Annotated in this window: 17 protein-coding genes; all 17 read right to left on the bottom strand. The window is 61.5% G+C overall.

Annotation, left to right across the window (positions count from 1 at the left end):
• Positions 1-135: 135 nt before the first annotated feature.
• A complete protein-coding gene (locus HX805_RS08685) occupies positions 136-483 on the bottom strand; it encodes an Hpt domain-containing protein (protein WP_003214564.1) in 348 nt (115 codons plus the stop codon).
• 30 nt (positions 484-513) lie between these two features.
• Complete coding sequence (locus HX805_RS08690; protein WP_177116767.1) at positions 514-2,232, bottom strand: fused response regulator/phosphatase; 1,719 nt, start codon at positions 2,230-2,232, stop codon at positions 514-516.
• Entirely contained in the window at positions 2,229-2,534 is a 306-nt protein-coding gene (locus HX805_RS08695) for an STAS domain-containing protein (RefSeq protein WP_003214569.1), read from the bottom strand. The genes HX805_RS08690 and HX805_RS08695 overlap by 4 nt, the downstream gene beginning before the upstream one ends.
• An 88-nt stretch (positions 2,535-2,622) precedes the next feature.
• On the bottom strand, positions 2,623-3,072 hold the full coding sequence (fliJ, locus tag HX805_RS08700) for a flagellar export protein FliJ (RefSeq protein ID WP_008434833.1): 450 nt from the start codon (positions 3,070-3,072) through the stop codon (positions 2,623-2,625).
• A 3-nt stretch (positions 3,073-3,075) separates the two neighbouring features.
• Positions 3,076-4,434 (bottom strand): flagellar protein export ATPase FliI, encoded by a 1,359-nt coding sequence (gene fliI / locus HX805_RS08705; protein ID WP_087694334.1) that lies wholly within the window; start codon positions 4,432-4,434, stop codon positions 3,076-3,078.
• On the bottom strand, positions 4,424-5,188 hold the full coding sequence (fliH, locus tag HX805_RS08710) for a flagellar assembly protein FliH (protein WP_008434837.1): 765 nt from the start codon (positions 5,186-5,188) through the stop codon (positions 4,424-4,426). The genes fliI and fliH overlap by 11 nt, the downstream gene beginning before the upstream one ends.
• A gap of 10 nt (positions 5,189-5,198) precedes the next feature.
• Positions 5,199-6,218, bottom strand: a complete 1,020-nt coding sequence (gene fliG / locus HX805_RS08715; RefSeq protein WP_003214577.1) for a flagellar motor switch protein FliG — start codon at positions 6,216-6,218, stop codon at positions 5,199-5,201.
• Complete coding sequence (fliF, locus tag HX805_RS08720) at positions 6,211-7,986, bottom strand: flagellar basal-body MS-ring/collar protein FliF (RefSeq protein ID WP_008434839.1); 1,776 nt, start codon at positions 7,984-7,986, stop codon at positions 6,211-6,213. The genes fliG and fliF overlap by 8 nt, the downstream gene beginning before the upstream one ends.
• A 14-nt stretch (positions 7,987-8,000) precedes the next feature.
• Complete coding sequence (gene fliE, locus HX805_RS08725) at positions 8,001-8,333, bottom strand: flagellar hook-basal body complex protein FliE (protein WP_003214581.1); 333 nt, start codon at positions 8,331-8,333, stop codon at positions 8,001-8,003.
• 129 nt (positions 8,334-8,462) lie between these two features.
• Positions 8,463-9,845 (bottom strand): sigma-54 dependent transcriptional regulator, encoded by a 1,383-nt coding sequence (locus HX805_RS08730; RefSeq protein ID WP_087694335.1) that lies wholly within the window; start codon positions 9,843-9,845, stop codon positions 8,463-8,465.
• A 6-nt stretch (positions 9,846-9,851) separates the two neighbouring features.
• On the bottom strand, positions 9,852-11,063 hold the full coding sequence (locus HX805_RS08735; protein WP_102604700.1) for a PAS domain-containing sensor histidine kinase: 1,212 nt from the start codon (positions 11,061-11,063) through the stop codon (positions 9,852-9,854).
• Between the two features lie 110 nt (positions 11,064-11,173).
• On the bottom strand, positions 11,174-12,649 hold the full coding sequence (locus HX805_RS08740) for a sigma-54 dependent transcriptional regulator (RefSeq protein ID WP_003214588.1): 1,476 nt from the start codon (positions 12,647-12,649) through the stop codon (positions 11,174-11,176).
• Positions 12,650-12,820: 171 nt separating this feature from the next.
• A complete protein-coding gene (locus tag HX805_RS08745) occupies positions 12,821-13,117 on the bottom strand; it encodes a hypothetical protein (RefSeq protein WP_003214590.1) in 297 nt (98 codons plus the stop codon).
• A gap of 24 nt (positions 13,118-13,141) precedes the next feature.
• Complete coding sequence (fliS, locus tag HX805_RS08750) at positions 13,142-13,537, bottom strand: flagellar export chaperone FliS (RefSeq protein ID WP_003214591.1); 396 nt, start codon at positions 13,535-13,537, stop codon at positions 13,142-13,144.
• 129 nt (positions 13,538-13,666) lie between these two features.
• Complete coding sequence (fliD, locus tag HX805_RS08755; protein ID WP_032899335.1) at positions 13,667-15,058, bottom strand: flagellar filament capping protein FliD; 1,392 nt, start codon at positions 15,056-15,058, stop codon at positions 13,667-13,669.
• An 80-nt stretch (positions 15,059-15,138) separates the two neighbouring features.
• Entirely contained in the window at positions 15,139-15,498 is a 360-nt protein-coding gene (locus HX805_RS08760; RefSeq protein WP_008434852.1) for a flagellar protein FlaG, read from the bottom strand.
• Positions 15,499-15,572: 74 nt separating this feature from the next.
• Entirely contained in the window at positions 15,573-17,030 is a 1,458-nt protein-coding gene (locus HX805_RS08765) for a flagellin (protein WP_008434854.1), read from the bottom strand.
• Positions 17,031-17,075: the final 45 nt, after the last annotated feature.

A 17,075-nucleotide genomic window follows, 5' to 3' on the forward strand; every position in this document is an offset into this window, starting at 1 on the left:
GCAGCTCTGCTTTCGCTCTGGTTTTTGATGGGGCAGAGCGCTTTGGTTACTGTGCCGCTTTTGCAAAATGACTCGCTGCAAGAGCGAAACCATAAGCCGCCGTTACCGAAGAAACGGATATACACACCAAAAGCGTCAGAGCTGAAACCGCCCCCGCTCATGCTCATACAACGGCCGCACCAGCGCGAATTCATGGTCAATCTCATCCACCAACTGCGCCAAATCCGCAACCACAGGCTTGGCGGACTTATCCTCGAGCAACTGACAAAGCTCAGCCAACCGCACCGCCCCAAGATTACCGCTACTCCCCTTGAAGCTATGCGCAATCCGCCCAAGCGCCTTGGCATCATCCCGAGCCCGGCGCAACGCCTCTACCCGCTTTTGCGAGTCATCGAGAAAAGTGTCGAGCAGCTTCGGATACTCGCCCTCCATGACCTCCTGCAAGCCAGTCAGCACATCGGGGTCCAGATGAATCTCTGCCACTTGTTCGCTCCTTGATCAAGAATCGGCGGATTATGCCAGAGCCTTCCATGAAAACTCCACGCACACACACCGCCCGCCGTCAGACCAGCCTACATCGCTGCTCAACTGGCGCACCAGGCTCAATCCCCTACCAGACAGACGGTCAACATCCAGCGGCCTGGCCAGCACCTTATCCACATCAAACCCGGCCCCACTGTCCTCGATCCGCAGCGTCAGACACCCCCCCTCCCCGGTCGGCACCACATCCAGGTGCACCCGCACATACCCGCTATCCAACCGCGCCAGCCGCTCATTACGCTCGCGGTAATACGCAGCAAACCCCTGTGCATCCCGCTTGAGCCGCGAATCCAGCCCCAGCACACCATGTTCAAGCGCATTGGAATACAACTCTGCCATCACGCTGTACAACGCCCCGCTCTGCTCCCGCAGCCCATGAATCTCCAACAGCAACTGCAACAAATACGGCAAAGGGTTGTAGGACTTGAGCGTCTCGGCACGAAACTCAAAACTTACCGACCAATCCAGCGGCGACGACTGCCCACTGTCGGAATACACCACCGACGACGAACGCAACGGCTCATCCGCCTGCAGGCTGATCTCCACCATGCTGATGTCATCGCGCACCTCACCGCGAAAACCCGCCAGGGCCTGTTCGATCTCCTCGAACAACCGGTCCGGCTCGCGATTGGCCGCAAACACCTGCTGCAACCGCTCGGCGCCAAACAACTGTTCATGGGCATCGGCGGTATCCAGCACACCATCCGACAGCAAAAACACTCGGTCACCCAGCGCCATCGGCCAGACTTCAGTGCAGTCATCAAACGCCTCGGCCGCCAGCACGCCCAATGGCAAATGCCGCGACACCAGCGGCGTGCGCTTGCCGGTGGTGACGTCATGCACGTAGCCGTCGGGCATGCCGCCGTTCCACACCTCTACCACCCGTCGCTGGGCGCTGAGGCACAGCAAGGTGGCACAACAGAACATGTCCACCGGCAGGATGCGCTTGAGCTTGGCGTTCATCTCCCGCAGGGTTTGCGCCAATCCGTAGCCCTTGGCAGTCATGCCGTAGAACACTTCCGCCAGGGGCATGGCGCCGACCGCCGCCGGCAAACCGTGGCCGGTAAAGTCCCCCAGCAGCACATGCATATCGCCCGACGGCGTGTACGCGGCCAACAGCAAATCGCCGTTGAACAGCGCGTAGGGCGACTGCACATAACGAATATTCGGCGCGGCGTTGATGCAGCCCGAGTGGGCCACCTTGTCGAACACCGCCTTGGCTACTCGCTGCTCCTGCAGCAGGTAGTCGTGGTGCCGGGCGATCAGGTCGCGTTGCTGCAAGACCGTGGCCTGCAAGCGGCGCAGGCGGTCCATGGCGTTGATCTTCGCGGCGAGGATCACTTGGTTATAGGGTTTGGCCAGGAAGTCGTCGCCGCCGGCATCCAGGCACTGGGCCAGGGCTTCGCTCTCGCGCAGGGAGGTGAGGAAGATGATCGGCACCAGCGCCTCCCCCGCCAGTTGCTTGATCTGCCGGGCCGCCTCGAAGCCGTCCATCACCGGCATCAGGGCGTCCATCAACACCAACTGCGGCCGTTCACGGGTAAACACATCGACCGCTTCCTGGCCGTTGCTGGCGGTCAGCACCTGGTGGCCCTGGCGGCGCACGATGGTCGACAGCAACAACAGGTCGGCGGCGCTGTCTTCGGCGATCAACACCGTCAGCGCCTCGAGGACCGGGGCCAGGACGCTCAAGTGAGGTCGAACAGTTTGTCGAAGTTGGAAATGGCCAGGATCTTGCGCACATCGGAGTTGGCGTTGACCACCTGCACTTCGGCATTGTCGCCTCCGGCATGGTCACGCAACAGCAGGAGCATGCCCAGGGCCGAACTGTCCATGTAGGTGGTTTCCTTCAAGTCCACCACGTAGATCTCGGGCACCTTGTAGAACCGCTCGTAGGCATCACGAAAGGCCTGGTGGCTACCGAAATCGAATCGCCCCCTGACGGTGATCGTCAACTTCGTCCCGTCCAGGGACACTTCTGATTCGACTGACATACGACTGCTTCCTTGTCATTGGCAATGTGCAACAAGGTGTAGCAGGTGATAGGGAAGTGGGCAAATCCGTGTAGGAGCGAGGCCGTGGTTAATAGGGGTTTTGGCGGGGAAGACGCTGGGACAATTCATCCAGCAGTTTCTGCTCGCGCTTGTCTTCCAGTGCACGGGCTTCGTCGATGTAGCGCTGCACCAGTTTGCGCAGGCCTTCGACCCGGGCATAGGCCTGTTGCCAGCTGTCGCGGGCCTTGTCGACGTTGGCCTGGTGCCAGGCCAGGCTCTGGCGCTGCTGGCCGACGGCGGTTTCCAACTGGTTGAGAAAGCCCTGGTAGCCCATCAGCCACTGCCCGGAGACGCCCTTGCTGCCACGCTCGATCCACTGCTGCTGATACTCGCCGCGAAAGCGCTCCAGGTCCCCCAGCTTGCTTTCCGCCAGGCGAACCTGGCCCTGGAAGTACCCCAGGCGCTGGACGGCGGTCTTTTCAGCTTTTTCGGCCATGTCCACCACCGGGGCAAGGCGCGCGGCGCGAGTGTTGGCCATGGTTTATCCGCCCGGCGCCGGCGCGAAGATGGTGCCCAGGTGTGCCTCGCTTTCACCCATGCTGATCTTGTCGTTGAGGCCCTGGCGCAGGTACGTCACCAGTTGCGGTTGCAGGGCAATCGCCAGGTCGGTCTCGCGATCGCCGCCGGCCACGTAGGCGCCGACGCTGATCAGGTCGCGGCTCTGTTGATAACGCGACCACAGTTGCTTGAACTGCTGCGCGCGCATCATGTGCTCCGGGGTGACCACCGACGGCATCACCCGGCTGATGGAGGCTTCGATGTCGATGGCCGGGTAGTGCCCTTCTTCGGCCAGGCGCCGGGACAGCACGATGTGCCCGTCGAGCACGCCCCGCGCCGAGTCGGCAATCGGGTCCTGCTGGTCATCGCCCTCGGAGAGTACGGTGTAGAACGCAGTGATCGAACCACCACCGGCTTCGGCGTTACCAGCACGCTCCACCAGCTTGGGCAGCTTGGCGAACACTGACGGCGGATAGCCCTTGGTGGCCGGCGGCTCGCCGATGGCCAGGGCGATTTCCCGCTGGGCCTGGGCGAAACGGGTCAGGGAGTCCATCAGCAGCAGGACGTTCTTGCCCTTGTCGCGAAAATATTCGGCGATGCGTGTGCAGTACATCGCGGCACGCAGGCGCATCAGCGGCGCGTCATCCGCCGGTGAGGCCACCACGACCGAACGCTTGAGGCCTTCTTCACCGAGGCTGTGCTCGATGAATTCCTTCACCTCGCGGCCCCGCTCGCCGATCAGTCCGACCACGATGATGTCGGCCTCGGTAAAGCGCGTCATCATCCCCAGCAACACCGACTTACCCACGCCGGTACCGGCAAACAGGCCCAGGCGCTGGCCGCGGCCCACCGTCAATAAACCGTTGATGCTGCGAATGCCCACGTCCAGCGGCACGCTGATGGGGTTGCGCTTGAGCGGGTTGATGGTCGGGCCGTCCATCGGCACCCAGTCTTCGGCCTTCATCCCGCCCTTGCCGTCGAGGGCGCGCCCGGCGCCATCCAGCACGCGGCCGAGCATGCTCATGCCCATCGGCAGGCGGCCGGTGTCGGCCAGCGGCACCACGCGAGCGCCGGGGGCAATGCCGGCAACGCTGCCGACGGGCATCAGGAATACTTTGCTGCCGGAGAACCCCATCACTTCGGCTTCGACCTGCACCGGGTGGTAGCTGTCGTCGTTGATCACCATGCAGCGGCTGCCCATGGCGGCGCGCAGGCCTTCGGCTTCCAGGGTCAGGCCCACCATGCGCAGCAGGCGGCCCTCCAGGATCGGCTGGCCGGGCAACTCGGTGACTTCGGCATAGCCACCCAGGCGCTTGGCGAAGCTGGTGCGGTCAAGGCGCATCGGGGGTGTCCAGCTCGACGCTCAAGTCCGGCTCTGCCGGGTGCAGCGCCTGCTCGTGCAACTGATCGAACAGCTTGGCCATAATCTGCGTGATGCGCGTCTCCACCGTGGCATCGATGCGGCTGTGCTCGGTCTCGACCCGGCAACCACCGGGCAGCAGCGCAGCGTCTTCGACGATGCGCCAGGTTTCTTCATGGCGCTCGCGCAGGGCTTTGACCTGTTCGAAATCCTGCGGGTTGATGTACAGCCGCACGTTGCCGACGCCCAGGGGCAGCAGCTTGAGGGCTTCGCGCATCACGCTTTCGATTTGCGTGGAGTCCAGGGCCAATTCGCGCTGAATGACCTGGCGGGTGATGTGCTCCACCAGCCCGACCATGGCTTTTTCAATCTGCGAGTCCTGCTCGGCGATGGGCTCGAACAGGCTGCCCATCAGGGTTTCCAGGCTGGCCAGCTTGACGCTCAGCGCGGCCTCGGCTTCCTGGCGGACCTTGAGGGTGGTGCTGCGAAAACCGTCCTTCTCGCCGGTGGAGAAACCTTCGTTGTAGGCTTCCTGGCGAATGCTTTCGAGCTCTTCCAGGGTCAGTGGCTGGACTTCCTCCAGCGGCACTTCTTCCATCTCGGCCGGGGGTTCTTCTACCGGCTCCGGCTCAGGCTCCGGGCGATGCGGGTCGAAACTGGGCAGCGACCAGACGTCGAACCCTCCGACGTCCCGTGCGCGAATCAGATCGCTGGGCGTCTCATCTTTGTTCGACATGCGCGGCGCCTTAAATCATTTCTTCGCCGCCCTTCCCACCGAGAACGATTTCTCCGGCTTCGGCCATACGGCGGGCAATGGTGAGGATTTCCTTCTGTGCAGTTTCCACGTCGCTGACGCGCACCGGGCCCTTGGCCTCGAGGTCGTCGCGCAACAGTTCGGAAGCCCGCTTGGACATGTTCTTGAAGATCTTTTCCTTGACGCCCTCGTCGGAGCCCTTGAGCGCCAGCACCAGTACGTCGGAGGACACTTCCCGCAGCAACGCCTGGATGCCACGGTCGTCGACGTCGGAGAGGTTGTTGAACACGAACATGAGGTCTTCGATCTGCACCGACAGGCTGTCGTCGATCTCGCGGATCGAGTCCATCAACTGGCCTTCCACCGAGCTGTCGAGGAAGTTCATGATGTCGGCCGCACGCTTGATGCCGCCCAGGGTGGTGCGCGAAGCGTTGGAATTGCCCGAGAACTGCTTCTCGAGAATCGTGTTCAATTCTTTCAGGGCCGCCGGCTGTACGGTGTTCAACGACGAGACGCGCAGGATGATATCCAGGCGCACCTTATGGTCGAAGTGGCCGAGCACTTCACCGGCCTGGTCGGGGTCGAGATACGCCACCACGATCGCCTGGATTTGCGGGTGTTCGTAGCGGATCACATCGGCCACGGCCCGCGGTTCCATCCACTTCAGGCTGTCGAGGCCGCTGGTGTTGCCACCCAGCAGGATGCGGTCGATCAGGCCGTTGGCCTTGTCTTCGCCCAGGGCCGAGGTGAGCATCTTGCGAATGTAGCTGTCGGAGCCGACGCCCAGGCTGGTCTGGTCGCCGACGATCTCGACGAACTCGCTCATCACCTGCTCGACTTGCTCGCGGTGCACATTGCGCATTTGCGCCATGGCCACGCCGACACGCTGAACCTCTTTGGGCCCCATGTGGCGCAGCACTTGGGCGGCGTCGGTTTCTCCGAGGGACAGCAACAGCACGGCGGCTTTGTCGACCCGGGAGAGTTTGGCTACTGCAGCTCGGCTATCACTCATCTGCGTTAATCCACTCTTTCACGACCTGGGCCACACGACCCGGGTCTTCGGCCACCAGGCTCTTGATTGCGTTCAACTGAGCGTCATACCCCTCGCTCGGGCTCGGCAACAGAATGCTTTGCGGGCCACCGAGGCTCACGCGGTCGTTGGCCAGTTCGCCATCGAGGCCGCCCATGCCACCCAGCTCGACGTCGCCGCCGGCCAGGGCCAGTTGCTTCTTGCCGTGGCCGGTGATGTTGTTGAGCACCGGGCGCAGTACGCCGAACACCAGCAACAGGATGAACAACACCCCCAGCACTTGCTTGACGATGTCCCAGAACCACGGCTGAGTATAGAACGCTGCCTCGGCGATGACTTCGCCACGCTCGGCGGAGAACGGCATGTTGATCACGCTGACGCTGTCGCCACGGCTGGCATCGAAGCCCACCGCGTCCTGCACCAGGCGAGTGAAGCGCGCCAATTCATCGGCGCTCCATGGGGCGCGGGTAATGGCGCCGTCTGCGGCATTGACCTTGACCTGGTCATCCACCACCACCGACACCGACAGGCGATTGATCCGGCCCTGTTGCTGCTTGGTGTGGCTGATCGAACGATCAAGCTCGAAGTTCTTGGTGGACTGGTTGCGCTTGTCGGCCGGGTACGGCGCGAGCATGGGCTGGCCGGTGGCCGGGTCCATGATCTGCTGGCCGTTGGCGTCCAACAGCGGCTGGCCAGGCTGCACCGCGCCTGCGGTAGCGGCAGCGCCACCGGTGGTTTGCGGGGCAGTGGCCGGGGTGGGTGGCTGGTTGCTCAGGGCACCCGGCACGCCTTGCGGGCCATTGCTGGCGGTACGTTGTTCGGTGGTCGATTGCTCGCTGCGCAAGGCCGGCTGGTCCGGGTTGAACTGCTCGGAGGTCGATTCGACGGCGCTGAAGTCGACGTCGGCCGACACTTCAGCCTTGTAGCGATCATTGCCCAACACCGGTTGCAGGATGTTGTGCACCCGCTGGGTCAGCATGCTTTCCATACGGCGGCTGTAGTCGAACTGCTTGCCGGCCATGGTCAGCGAAGAGTTTTCCGCGAGGTCCGACAGCAGGTTGCCCTTCTGGTCGACTACGGTGATCTGCGACTTGCTCAATTCAGGAACGCTGGTGGCCACCAGGTTGATGATCGCCAATACCTGGCCAGGCTCGAGGGAGCGGCCGGCAAAGAGTTCGACCAGGACCGAGGCGCTGGGCTTGCGTTCATCGCGCACAAACACCGAGCTTTTCGGAATCGCCAGGTGCACGCGGGCGCCCTTGACGTTGTTCAGGGCAGAGATGGTGCGCGCCAGTTCGCCTTCCAGGCCGCGACGGTAGCGGGTGGCTTCCATGAACTGGCTGGTCCCCAGGCCCTGGTCCTTGTCGAGGATTTCAAAGCCGATATTCGCGTCGGACGGGGTTACGCCGGCAGCCGCCAGCTTCATCCGCGCACGGGCCACATCGTCGGCCTTGACCAACAGGGCGCCGGAATTCGGTTCGACGGTGTAGCTGATGTCTGCCGCCGCCAGGGTTTCCATGATCTGCTTGGAATCCATGCCGGCCAGGCTGCCGTACAACGGACGGTAATCCGGTTGCTGGGACCACAGCACCACGGCAAAACCAATCGCCACGCTGGCAGCCAGGCCGACCATCAGGCCCACCTGACGCAACATGGTCATCTCGGAGAGGTTTTCCAGGAACGACAGGCCAAACAGCGGCGGCTTGCCGTCTGCCTTGGCGGGTGCGTTATCCACGAGTGCTTCTGCCATGACTCAAATCGTCCTTAAACCGGCATCTGCATGATGTCTTGATAGGCTTGAACCAGTTTATTGCGCACCTGGGTCAAGGCCTGGAATGAAACGCTGGCTTTTTGCGAGGCGACCATCACGTCGGTGAGGTCCACGCCGCTCTTGCCGATCTCGAAGGCGGTCGCCAACTGATTGGATGCCTGCTGGGTGTCGCTGACTTTGTTGATGGCCTGGCCGAGCATGTCGGCAAAGCTGCTCTGGCCCAATTCCGGTACGGCTTGCGCGGCGGATTTCGGTTGAGCCATGGCATCCATTTGCATGGACCGCATATCCAACATCAACCGATTGAACTCAACACCTTGGCTCATGAACTTTCTCTCCGACGACCCGCAATTTTTTGACACTACACAGCGATTACAGGGGTGGTAGCAACAAGGGTGCCAGCTCCGTGGCATTCTGTAAGAAAAGGCGACTGGCCCTGTCGGCTTTGAGAATTTTCAGGTGGCGTAGAGGTAGGCTTCCACGTCCATCCCGGCGTCACGCATCTGCGCCAGCTTGTAGCGCAGGGTGCGCGGGCTGATGCCCAGGCGCTCGGCGGCTTCTTTGCGGCGCCCCCGCTCGGAGCGCAGGGTGTCGATGATCATCTGGAATTCCCGGCGACGCAGGTCGTCGCCCAGGGCGCCGGCGGATTCGGCAGGCACGGCTTCGACCTGTGGCGCCGCAGCCAGGCTCGGCTGCGGGGCTGCGCCCGCGCCCATGGCCAGGCAGAAATCCTGGGGCTGGATCAGGCCGCCCTGCTGCAAAATCAACGCACGCTGGATCGCATTGTCCAGTTCCCGCACGTTGCCGGGCCACGGGTAACTGATCAGACAGGCCTGGGCCTCGGCCGACAAGCGCGCCTGGGCATGCTTCATTTTATTGACGTGTTTGCCCAGCAGGCGCTCGGCCAGCGGGATGATGTCGGCCGGGCGCTCGCGCAACGGGCGCCAGGCCAACGGGAACACCGAGAGCCGGTAGAACAGGTCCTCACGGAAGCGCCCCGCCGCCACTTCGCCCGCCAGGTCGCGGTTGGTGGTGGCGACCACACGGATATCCAGCTGGATCGGCTTGCGTGCGCCCACCCGCTCCACTTCGCGCTCCTGCAATACCCGCAGCAACTTGGCTTGCAGGCCCAGGGGCATTTCGGAGATTTCGTCGAGCAGGATGGTGCCGCCGTCAGCCTGCTCGAACTTGCCGGCCTGCGCCGCGATGGCGCCGGTGAACGAGCCCTTCTCATGGCCGAACAAGGTGGCTTCGAGCATGTTGTCGGGAATGGCCGCGCAGTTGATCGCAATGAACGGCTGGCTGGCACGATGGGATTGCTGGTGGATGTAGCGCGCCAGTACTTCCTTGCCGGTACCGGACTCGCCGGAGATCAGCACGGTGGAATCGCTGCGGGCAACACGGGCCGCCAGTTCCAGCAATTGCGCGCTGGCCGGTTCGAAGGCAATCGGACCTTCACCCTCGGCAGCGCCCAGGGTGCCAAGGGCATGCCGGGCGACCAGTTCGATCAAGGCTTTGGGTTCGAAGGGCTTGACCAGGTAATCCGCAGCGCCCTGGCGCATGGCGTCGACGGCACGCTCCACGGCGCCGTGGGCGGTCATCAGCAGCACCGGCAGTTGCGGCTGGCGCGCACGCAACAGGCCGAGCAACTGGTGTCCGTCCATGCCCGGCATGTTGACGTCGCTGACCACCAGGCTGAAGGACTCCTGCTCCACCGCGTCCAGGGCTTCTTCGGCAGAACCGACCGCCCGATAGTCATGGCCCGCCAGCAACAGCGTGTCAGCCAATGCTTCACGCAGGGCGCGATCGTCTTCAACCAATAAAACCTTGATAGCCATGACCTTTTACTCCGCGCTGACGGCGCATGAAAACAGCGGCAGCGTGATCAACGCGCACGTGCCACGACCCAACCGGGAATGCAGCTGCAATTCTCCCTGATGTGCACGGGCGACTGCCTTGACCACGGTCAGGCCCAGGCCGGTCCCGTTGGTCTTGGTGGTAAAAAAAGGCTCGCCGAGGCGCTGCAGCACTGCCGGGTCAATCCCGCTGCCGCTGTCGCTGATGCTCAGGCGCAGGGTCTCGCCACGGTTGTACAGGTGCACCTTGAGCCGCGCCCCGGGGCCGCTGGCCTGGGTCGCGTTTTCGATCAGGTTGAGCAGCGCGCCCACCAGGGTGTCGCGGTTGCACAGCAACTCGCCGTAATGGCTGTCGCACTGCCAACGGACTGACGCTTCCTGGATATGAGTGGCGGCCGCCGCTTGCAGGGACTGCATCAAGGCGGCCGGGGTGACGCGATCGGTCAGCGGCAATTCGCCGCGGGCAAACACCAGCATGTCGCGCACCTGATGCTCCAGTTCATGCAGGCGCTCCTTGAGGCGGCCGGCAAAACGCTGGTGGGTGGCGGCGGGCAATTGCTCATCAGTCAAATGACTGGCGTAAATCAGCGCGGCCGACAATGGCGTACGAATCTGGTGGGCCAGGGAAGCGACCATTCGCCCCAAAGACGACAAGCGCTCATGGCGGGCCAACTGGTCTTGCAGGTGCCGGGTTTCAGTCAGGTCGTTGAGCAACACCAACTGGCCGGGCTCGGCATCCAGGGAACGCGTGGCGATGGACAGGCGGCGCCCATCCTTGAGGGAAATTTCGTGGCCGTCGTCTTCCCGGGGGGCAAAGCAGCGGGTGATGACCTCACGCCACAGCTCGCCCTCCAGCGGCAGGCCAAGCATGTTGCAGGCCGCCGGGTTGGCTTCGCGCACACGGCCCTGCTCGTCGATGACGATCACGCCACCGGGCAACAGGTCGAGGAGGTTTTGCAGACGGTTGGCCAGTCGCTCTTTCTCGGCCAGCTCTTCCATGCGCTGGGCACTGACCACGGCCAACTCGCCCTTAAGCTCGGAAACCCGGGCTTCCAGCAGGCTGTAGGAGTCAGTCAACTGGCTCGACATCTGGTTGAACAGGGAAAAAGCCTGTTCAAGCCCGAGGCGGCTGATCTGCTCTACGGAGGGGGCCGGCCCCTGAGTGTCAGGGACCGAAGATAGTTGGGCGGCGTGGGGCATCATGCTCTCTCGCTTGGCTGACCGTCAGTTAAACGGAACGTTGCGAGTGCTGTAGCAATACCCGTGCCTAAAAAAATAGGCTTAGTTTTCAGTCAGTTGAAAAACAGGTGTCAATCATCCGCCTGTTCATCACCTTCCTTGCGGCTCATGCCGTACTTGCGCATCTTTTCCACCAGGGTGGTACGACGGATGCGCAGGCGCTCGGCGGCACGGGCGACGATACCGTTGGCGTCGTCGAGTGCCTGCTGGATCAGGCCTTGTTCGAGGCTGCCGAGGTAGTCCTTCAAGTCCAGGCCTTCCGGCGGCAGCATGGCGGTGGAGCCGAAGTCCGGCGTGTGGCCGTTGATGGCCACGCGCTCTTCCAGGTCGCTGCGCAGGCTGTCCACCAATTGCTCGTCTTCGTCGTCGACGTAGCGGAATTTCTTCGGCAGCTCGACCACGCCGATCACCCCGTACGGGTGCATGATCGCCATGCGCTCCACCAGGTTGGCCAACTCGCGGACGTTGCCCGGCCAGCCGTGGCGACACAGTGACATGATCGCCGCCGAGTTGAAGCGAATCGAACCGCGCTTTTCGTGTTCCATGCGCGAGATCAGCTCGTTCATCAGCAGCGGGATGTCTTCGACGCGCTCGCGCAGGGGCGCCATTTCGATCGGGAATACGTTGAGGCGGTAGTACAGGTCTTCGCGGAAGCTGCCGACCTCGATCATGCTTTCGAGGTTCTTGTGGGTGGCCGCGATGATGCGTACGTCGACGCTCTGGGTCTTGTTGCTGCCCACGCGCTCGAAGGTGCGCTCCTGCAATACCCGCAGCAGCTTGACCTGCATCGGCAGCGGCATGTCGCCGATTTCGTCGAGGAACAGGGTGCCGCCGTTGGCCAGTTCAAAACGCCCGGCACGGCTGGTGATCGCCCCGGTAAAGGCACCCTTCTCGTGGCCGAACAGTTCGCTTTCCAGCAGTTCTGCCGGGATCGCCCCGCAGTTGACCGGCACGAACGGCCCGTCACGACGCTTGGAATGGTAATGCAGGTTGCGTGCGACCACTTCCTTGCCGGTGCCCGACTCGCCGAGGATCAGCACACTGGCGTCGGTGTCGGCCACTTGCTGCATCATCTGGCGCACGTGCTGGATCGCACGACTGGTGCCGACGAGGCTGCGGAACAGGTTGGGTTCGCGGTGACGGCCGCGCTCGCGGGCCTGGTCGTACATCTCGCGGTAGACCTGGGCACGGTGCAGGGAGTCGAGCAATTTGCTGTAGCTGGGGGGCATTTCAAGGGTGGAAAGCACGCGGCGGCGCTGGTCTTCCGGAAGGTCCACGGAAGAAATATCGCCCATCAGCAACACCGGAAGGAACTCATCCCAGGTCGACAGTGTCTTTAACAAGCCCAGAACTGCACCAGGAGCGTTTACCGTCCCGATCAGCACACAAATGACTTCGCGGCTCGACGACAAAGAGCTGACCGCCTGCTGCCAGTCGTGGCTGCCACAGGGTAGATTTTCTTCGCCAAGAAAATTCAGGATCACCGCCAGATCGCGGCGCCGAACGCTATCGTCATCGATCAGCAGAATTTTGGTTTCACGCCACATGCAATAGCAACTTCCCTAGTAAAACTCTAATGCCCTCGAGTTGGGGCAATCTAGATTGCTGTAGGCATTTTCTGCGCTACGGCTTTCTGACGTCTGAAAATAGCACTAGTTAAGTCAAAAAATCGTGCACAGTCAAATTTATGACGCGCGGTGTTCGGATTAACTGAGCCTTCAGCCGAACATATGGTAAACCTTTGACGCATGTTTAGCTCGGTTGAACTGCGACATCTCTTCGAAAATAGCCTGTCGCTCCCCTGTCGTCGCCTCCAGCAACTGCTGGTAGACCGAAAGCAAGTCTTCCAGTTTTGCCCGAATGGCTGCCTCATCCGCCGATTCCTCGTTGAGCGCAGCATCGATCAACGCGCGGCAGCCCAAATCCAGTTCGCCGATCGCACCCCAGTTGCGTTCAGCCAACGCCTCGGACAGCGCCTCACGGGTCTCGTCGATTTTTTGCAATGCTTGGCTCATGACATCGTCCTCAGGCCTTACGGCCTACTGTACCTCTGTGGCAATACCGTCCCAGCCTTCCTTGAGCGTAATCATCAGACCTGCGACCTCATCGATCATCGCAGCGTCATTCTGACGGTTGGCTTCCAGCAGGCGCATGGTCATGAAGGCATACAGGTTATCCAACTGCTGCAGTGCAATCGGGTCCGGGGTCTTCTCGGGGTTCAGGCCGTCACGCAACCCGACGAGGATGTCCACCGCCTTGCCCAGCATCAACCCCTTCTGCGCGATATCACCGCGAGCCATCGCACCCTTGGCCTGCGCCATACGATCCAGTGCGCCTTCCATCAGCAACTGCACCAGGCGGTGCGGGCTGGCTTCGGAGATCTGGGCGTGGGTGTTGACCTTCTGGTATTGGCGAAGGGCTCTCATGGGATTCATGTTTCTACCTCGTGACAGGCGACAGCTAAAAGGGTGGACGCTGATTATTATGTCGACGGCGTTACACAAAACTTTAGCCCGCCTGGCGCTTTGACACAGCGCCTTCGGCGGGCTTTATCCATCCGCCAATCAGGTGGACTTCGGATTGTTCAGCGAGTTGAGCGTGGTCATGACGCTGTCGCCCTGGGCCTTGAGCTGCGCAACCAGGGAGTCCATGGCGTTGTATTTCAGGGTCAGGGAGGCCGTCAGGGCATCAGAACGCGTGTTCAGGGCGGTCTGTTGGTTGGTCAGGTCCTTGAGGTTATCCTGCAGGGTCGAGGACTTTTCGGCGAACACCCCGGTCTTGCTCAGCGCAAAGTTGGCGGTCGCATTGGTCAGGCTTGCCAACAGCCCGTTGGGGCCGGTGAAGATGCTGTTGATGTCGGAGCCGTTTGTGAGGGCCGCCTTGTCAAACGCCACATCACTGACGCTCAGGGTGCCCGCTGTCTGGTCCGTGGTCACGCCAAACTGCGCCAGGGATGAAAACGAGCCGCTACCGGTCACCGAGTTCATCACGTTGCGGATCGATGCCATCATGCTGCGCACCGAACTGTCCCCGGTCAACGGGCCTGGCGTGACGGAACCGTCGGCATTGGTGGTGACCTGAGTCTCGGCGTTCACAGCCTTGACCAACGCACTGTAGGTATCTGTGAAGCCCTTGACTGCCGACTTCAGGGTTGCGCTGTTCGCAGAGACTTTGATCGTCGAAGCGCCGTTAGGGCCGTCAGTAGCTGCCGAAACCCCCGTCAAGGTAATGCTCACACCACTGATTGCATTGGGCAGGGTATTACTCGTGGACTCTTGAGGGCTGCCATCAAGGTTATATATGGCGTTCTGCGGCGCCGAGCCCACAACCGTCGCACCCGTATCCAGGCCGGAGGAACCCTTGAAGGTGATGTCGCTACCGACACCGGTCGTCGATGATGTGACCACCAACCGCGAACCGTTGGAGTCAGTCAGGATGTTGGCACTCAAGCCCGCGTTGCCGTACTGCGAGTTGAGCGAATCGCGCACCTGCTGCAGGGTTCCGCCCGGTGGCACACTGACGCTGTAATTCTTGCCGGACTGGGAGACCGTAAACACCGTCGCCGAGACCCCGGAATTGACAACGGCCGTCGGCCCGCCAGGAATTACTGCGGTGGAGACCTTTGACGCCGTGGCCAATTGGGTGACACCCAGCGTAAAGTTGCCGGCGGCGGCACCTGGGCCCAACGTGACCGTCGCGAGCTTGTCGTTCGACAGCGTCGAACTCAAGCCGCTGAAGTTGACGGTCTTGGTCATGGTGTCCAGCGCGCCCCGGAACGCGTCCAGAGCCGCCTGGATCTTGCCGATTGAGGTCAGTTGCGCAGTGGATGTTTTGGTCTGGCTGTCGATCTGCGCTTGCTTGGGTGCGGTTTGCGCCCCCACCAACGACTTAACAAGACCTTGAACGTCGATGCCCGTACCCGGGCCGTTGACCGTTAGACCTGCTACGACTGTCATCGTCTTTCTCCTAATCCGGGGCTGATGCTTTATTGACGAATCACGCTCTAGGCAGTTTTCGCAACAAAGTTCATGCCAGTTTAGACCTTGGCGTCAAACAGCAAGCTGCTGGCGTCATGAAGGCTCTGGGCGAGTTTCAGGGCCAATTCCGAAGGAATCTGGCGAATGACCTCACCGCTTTCGGTCGCAATGACCTTGACCACAACCTGGTGGGTGGAGTCATCAATAGAAAAATCCAGTTTGCGCTGGGCAGCCTGGATGAATTCGTTTATGTCGTTGACCGCTTTTTTCAAGTCGGTGTGGCTCGATGGCTGCTGGGCATCTTTCGCGCCAGCAACGGCGTCCACCTTGGGCTTCTGCGGATCGGCACTGACAGGAGCGGGTGCACTCTGTGGCGCTGCCGCAGGGTAAGACAGGTTCAGTTTGACGCTCATGTCCATGACCAATCACCTCATTAGACAAAAGACAAAAGGGCACGTAAACGCGCCCTTCCGTCAGTTACCAAGTGCCGTTATTACTGAAGCAGCTTCAGTACAGCGGATGGCAGTTGGTTCGCCTGGGACAGGATCGCAGTCGAAGCCTGTTGCAGAGTTTGTTGCTTGGTCAGCTGAGCAGTTTCAGCGGCGAAGTCAACGTCCTGGATCACGCCACGGGCAGCGGTGGAGTTATCCGAGATGCTCTGCAGGTTGGCGATGGTGTTGTCGAAACGGTTTTGTACCGCACCGAGGTCAGCACGCTGAGAGTCGATGGTGGACAGTGCTTGGGTCAGCACGTCTACAGCCTTCTGTGCGTTGTCAGCAGTGGTCACGTCGGTATTGCTGACGACGACTTGCGCCGAGTTGACAGCGGTAGCAGCTGCAGCACCGAACACACCGGTAACGCCGTTGCCAGCCAGCGAGTAGCTGGAGCTGGAGTTCAACGAAACTTGGCCGGTAGCGGTCAGGTTGGTTGCGGCCAGGTTGGTCACGGTAGCATTGAACTTACCGTCGCCGCCTTTAGTGGCAATGCCGATAGTTTGGGCACCGGTGTCAGCATTGGCGAAGGTGAAGTTCTCACCCGAGTCGGATTTGATCGACAGGGCGCCGGTCGACTGGTTGAAGTTAACGCTGATACCCAGTTTGGCAGCGTTGGAGTTCAGTTGACCCGCCAGGTCGGCAGCGCTGGTGATACCCACGAACGAAACAGTAGAGGCAGTAGGACCGCTGCCGACTGTAAGGTCGAACTTACCGCTAGGAGTGGCCGCAGGAAAGCCACCAGCAGGAAGCGTGAACTGAAGCTCAGTGCTAGCAGTGGCCGCCAGACCGCCTACTGCGCCATTAAGCTGGGCAGCAATTTGCTTGGCCGACGCGCCTTGAGCGATGGTCAGAGCGTTCGACACCTGACCACCACCGGTCACAGTGATAGTGCCGCCCGCAACACCGTTAAGGCTTGGCGTCTGAGCGTTGGACAGCAGTTGCTGCGAACCGATGTTACTGGCCGCTACGTTACCCAGACTCATGTTGATGGTCTGGTTGGCGTTCGCGCCTACTTGGAAAGCGGTAGTACCGAAAGAACCGTCCAGCAGGTTACGGCCACCGAAGGTAGTGGTCGATGCGATACGGGTCAATTCCGAACTCAGAGCCGCGTACTGAGCCTGGTTCGACTTACGGTCGTCAGCGCTGAGGGAGCCGTTAGCGGACGACAGAGCCAGGGAACGCATGGTCTGCAGGATGTTGGTGGATTGCTGCATCGCGCCTTCAGCAGTTTGCGCGATGGAGTTACCGTCACCGGCGTTCTTGATGGCAACGCCCAGGCCGTTGATCTGGCTGGTCAGACGACCAGCGATTTGCAGGCCGGCCGCATCGTCTTTGGCGCTGTTGATACGCAGGCCGGAGGACAGGCGCTGCATGGAAGTTTGCAGGGCGCTGGAAGCCTTGTTCAGGTTGTTCTGAACGGTCAACGAAGCAAGGTTGGTGTTTACTGTTAATGCCATGACGAAATCCTCGTGGGTGGTGTACTGCGGCTTCCGGCCCTGGCA

Source organism: Pseudomonas sp. G5001 (assembly GCF_013385475.1).
Lineage (GTDB): Bacteria > Pseudomonadota > Gammaproteobacteria > Pseudomonadales > Pseudomonadaceae > Aquipseudomonas.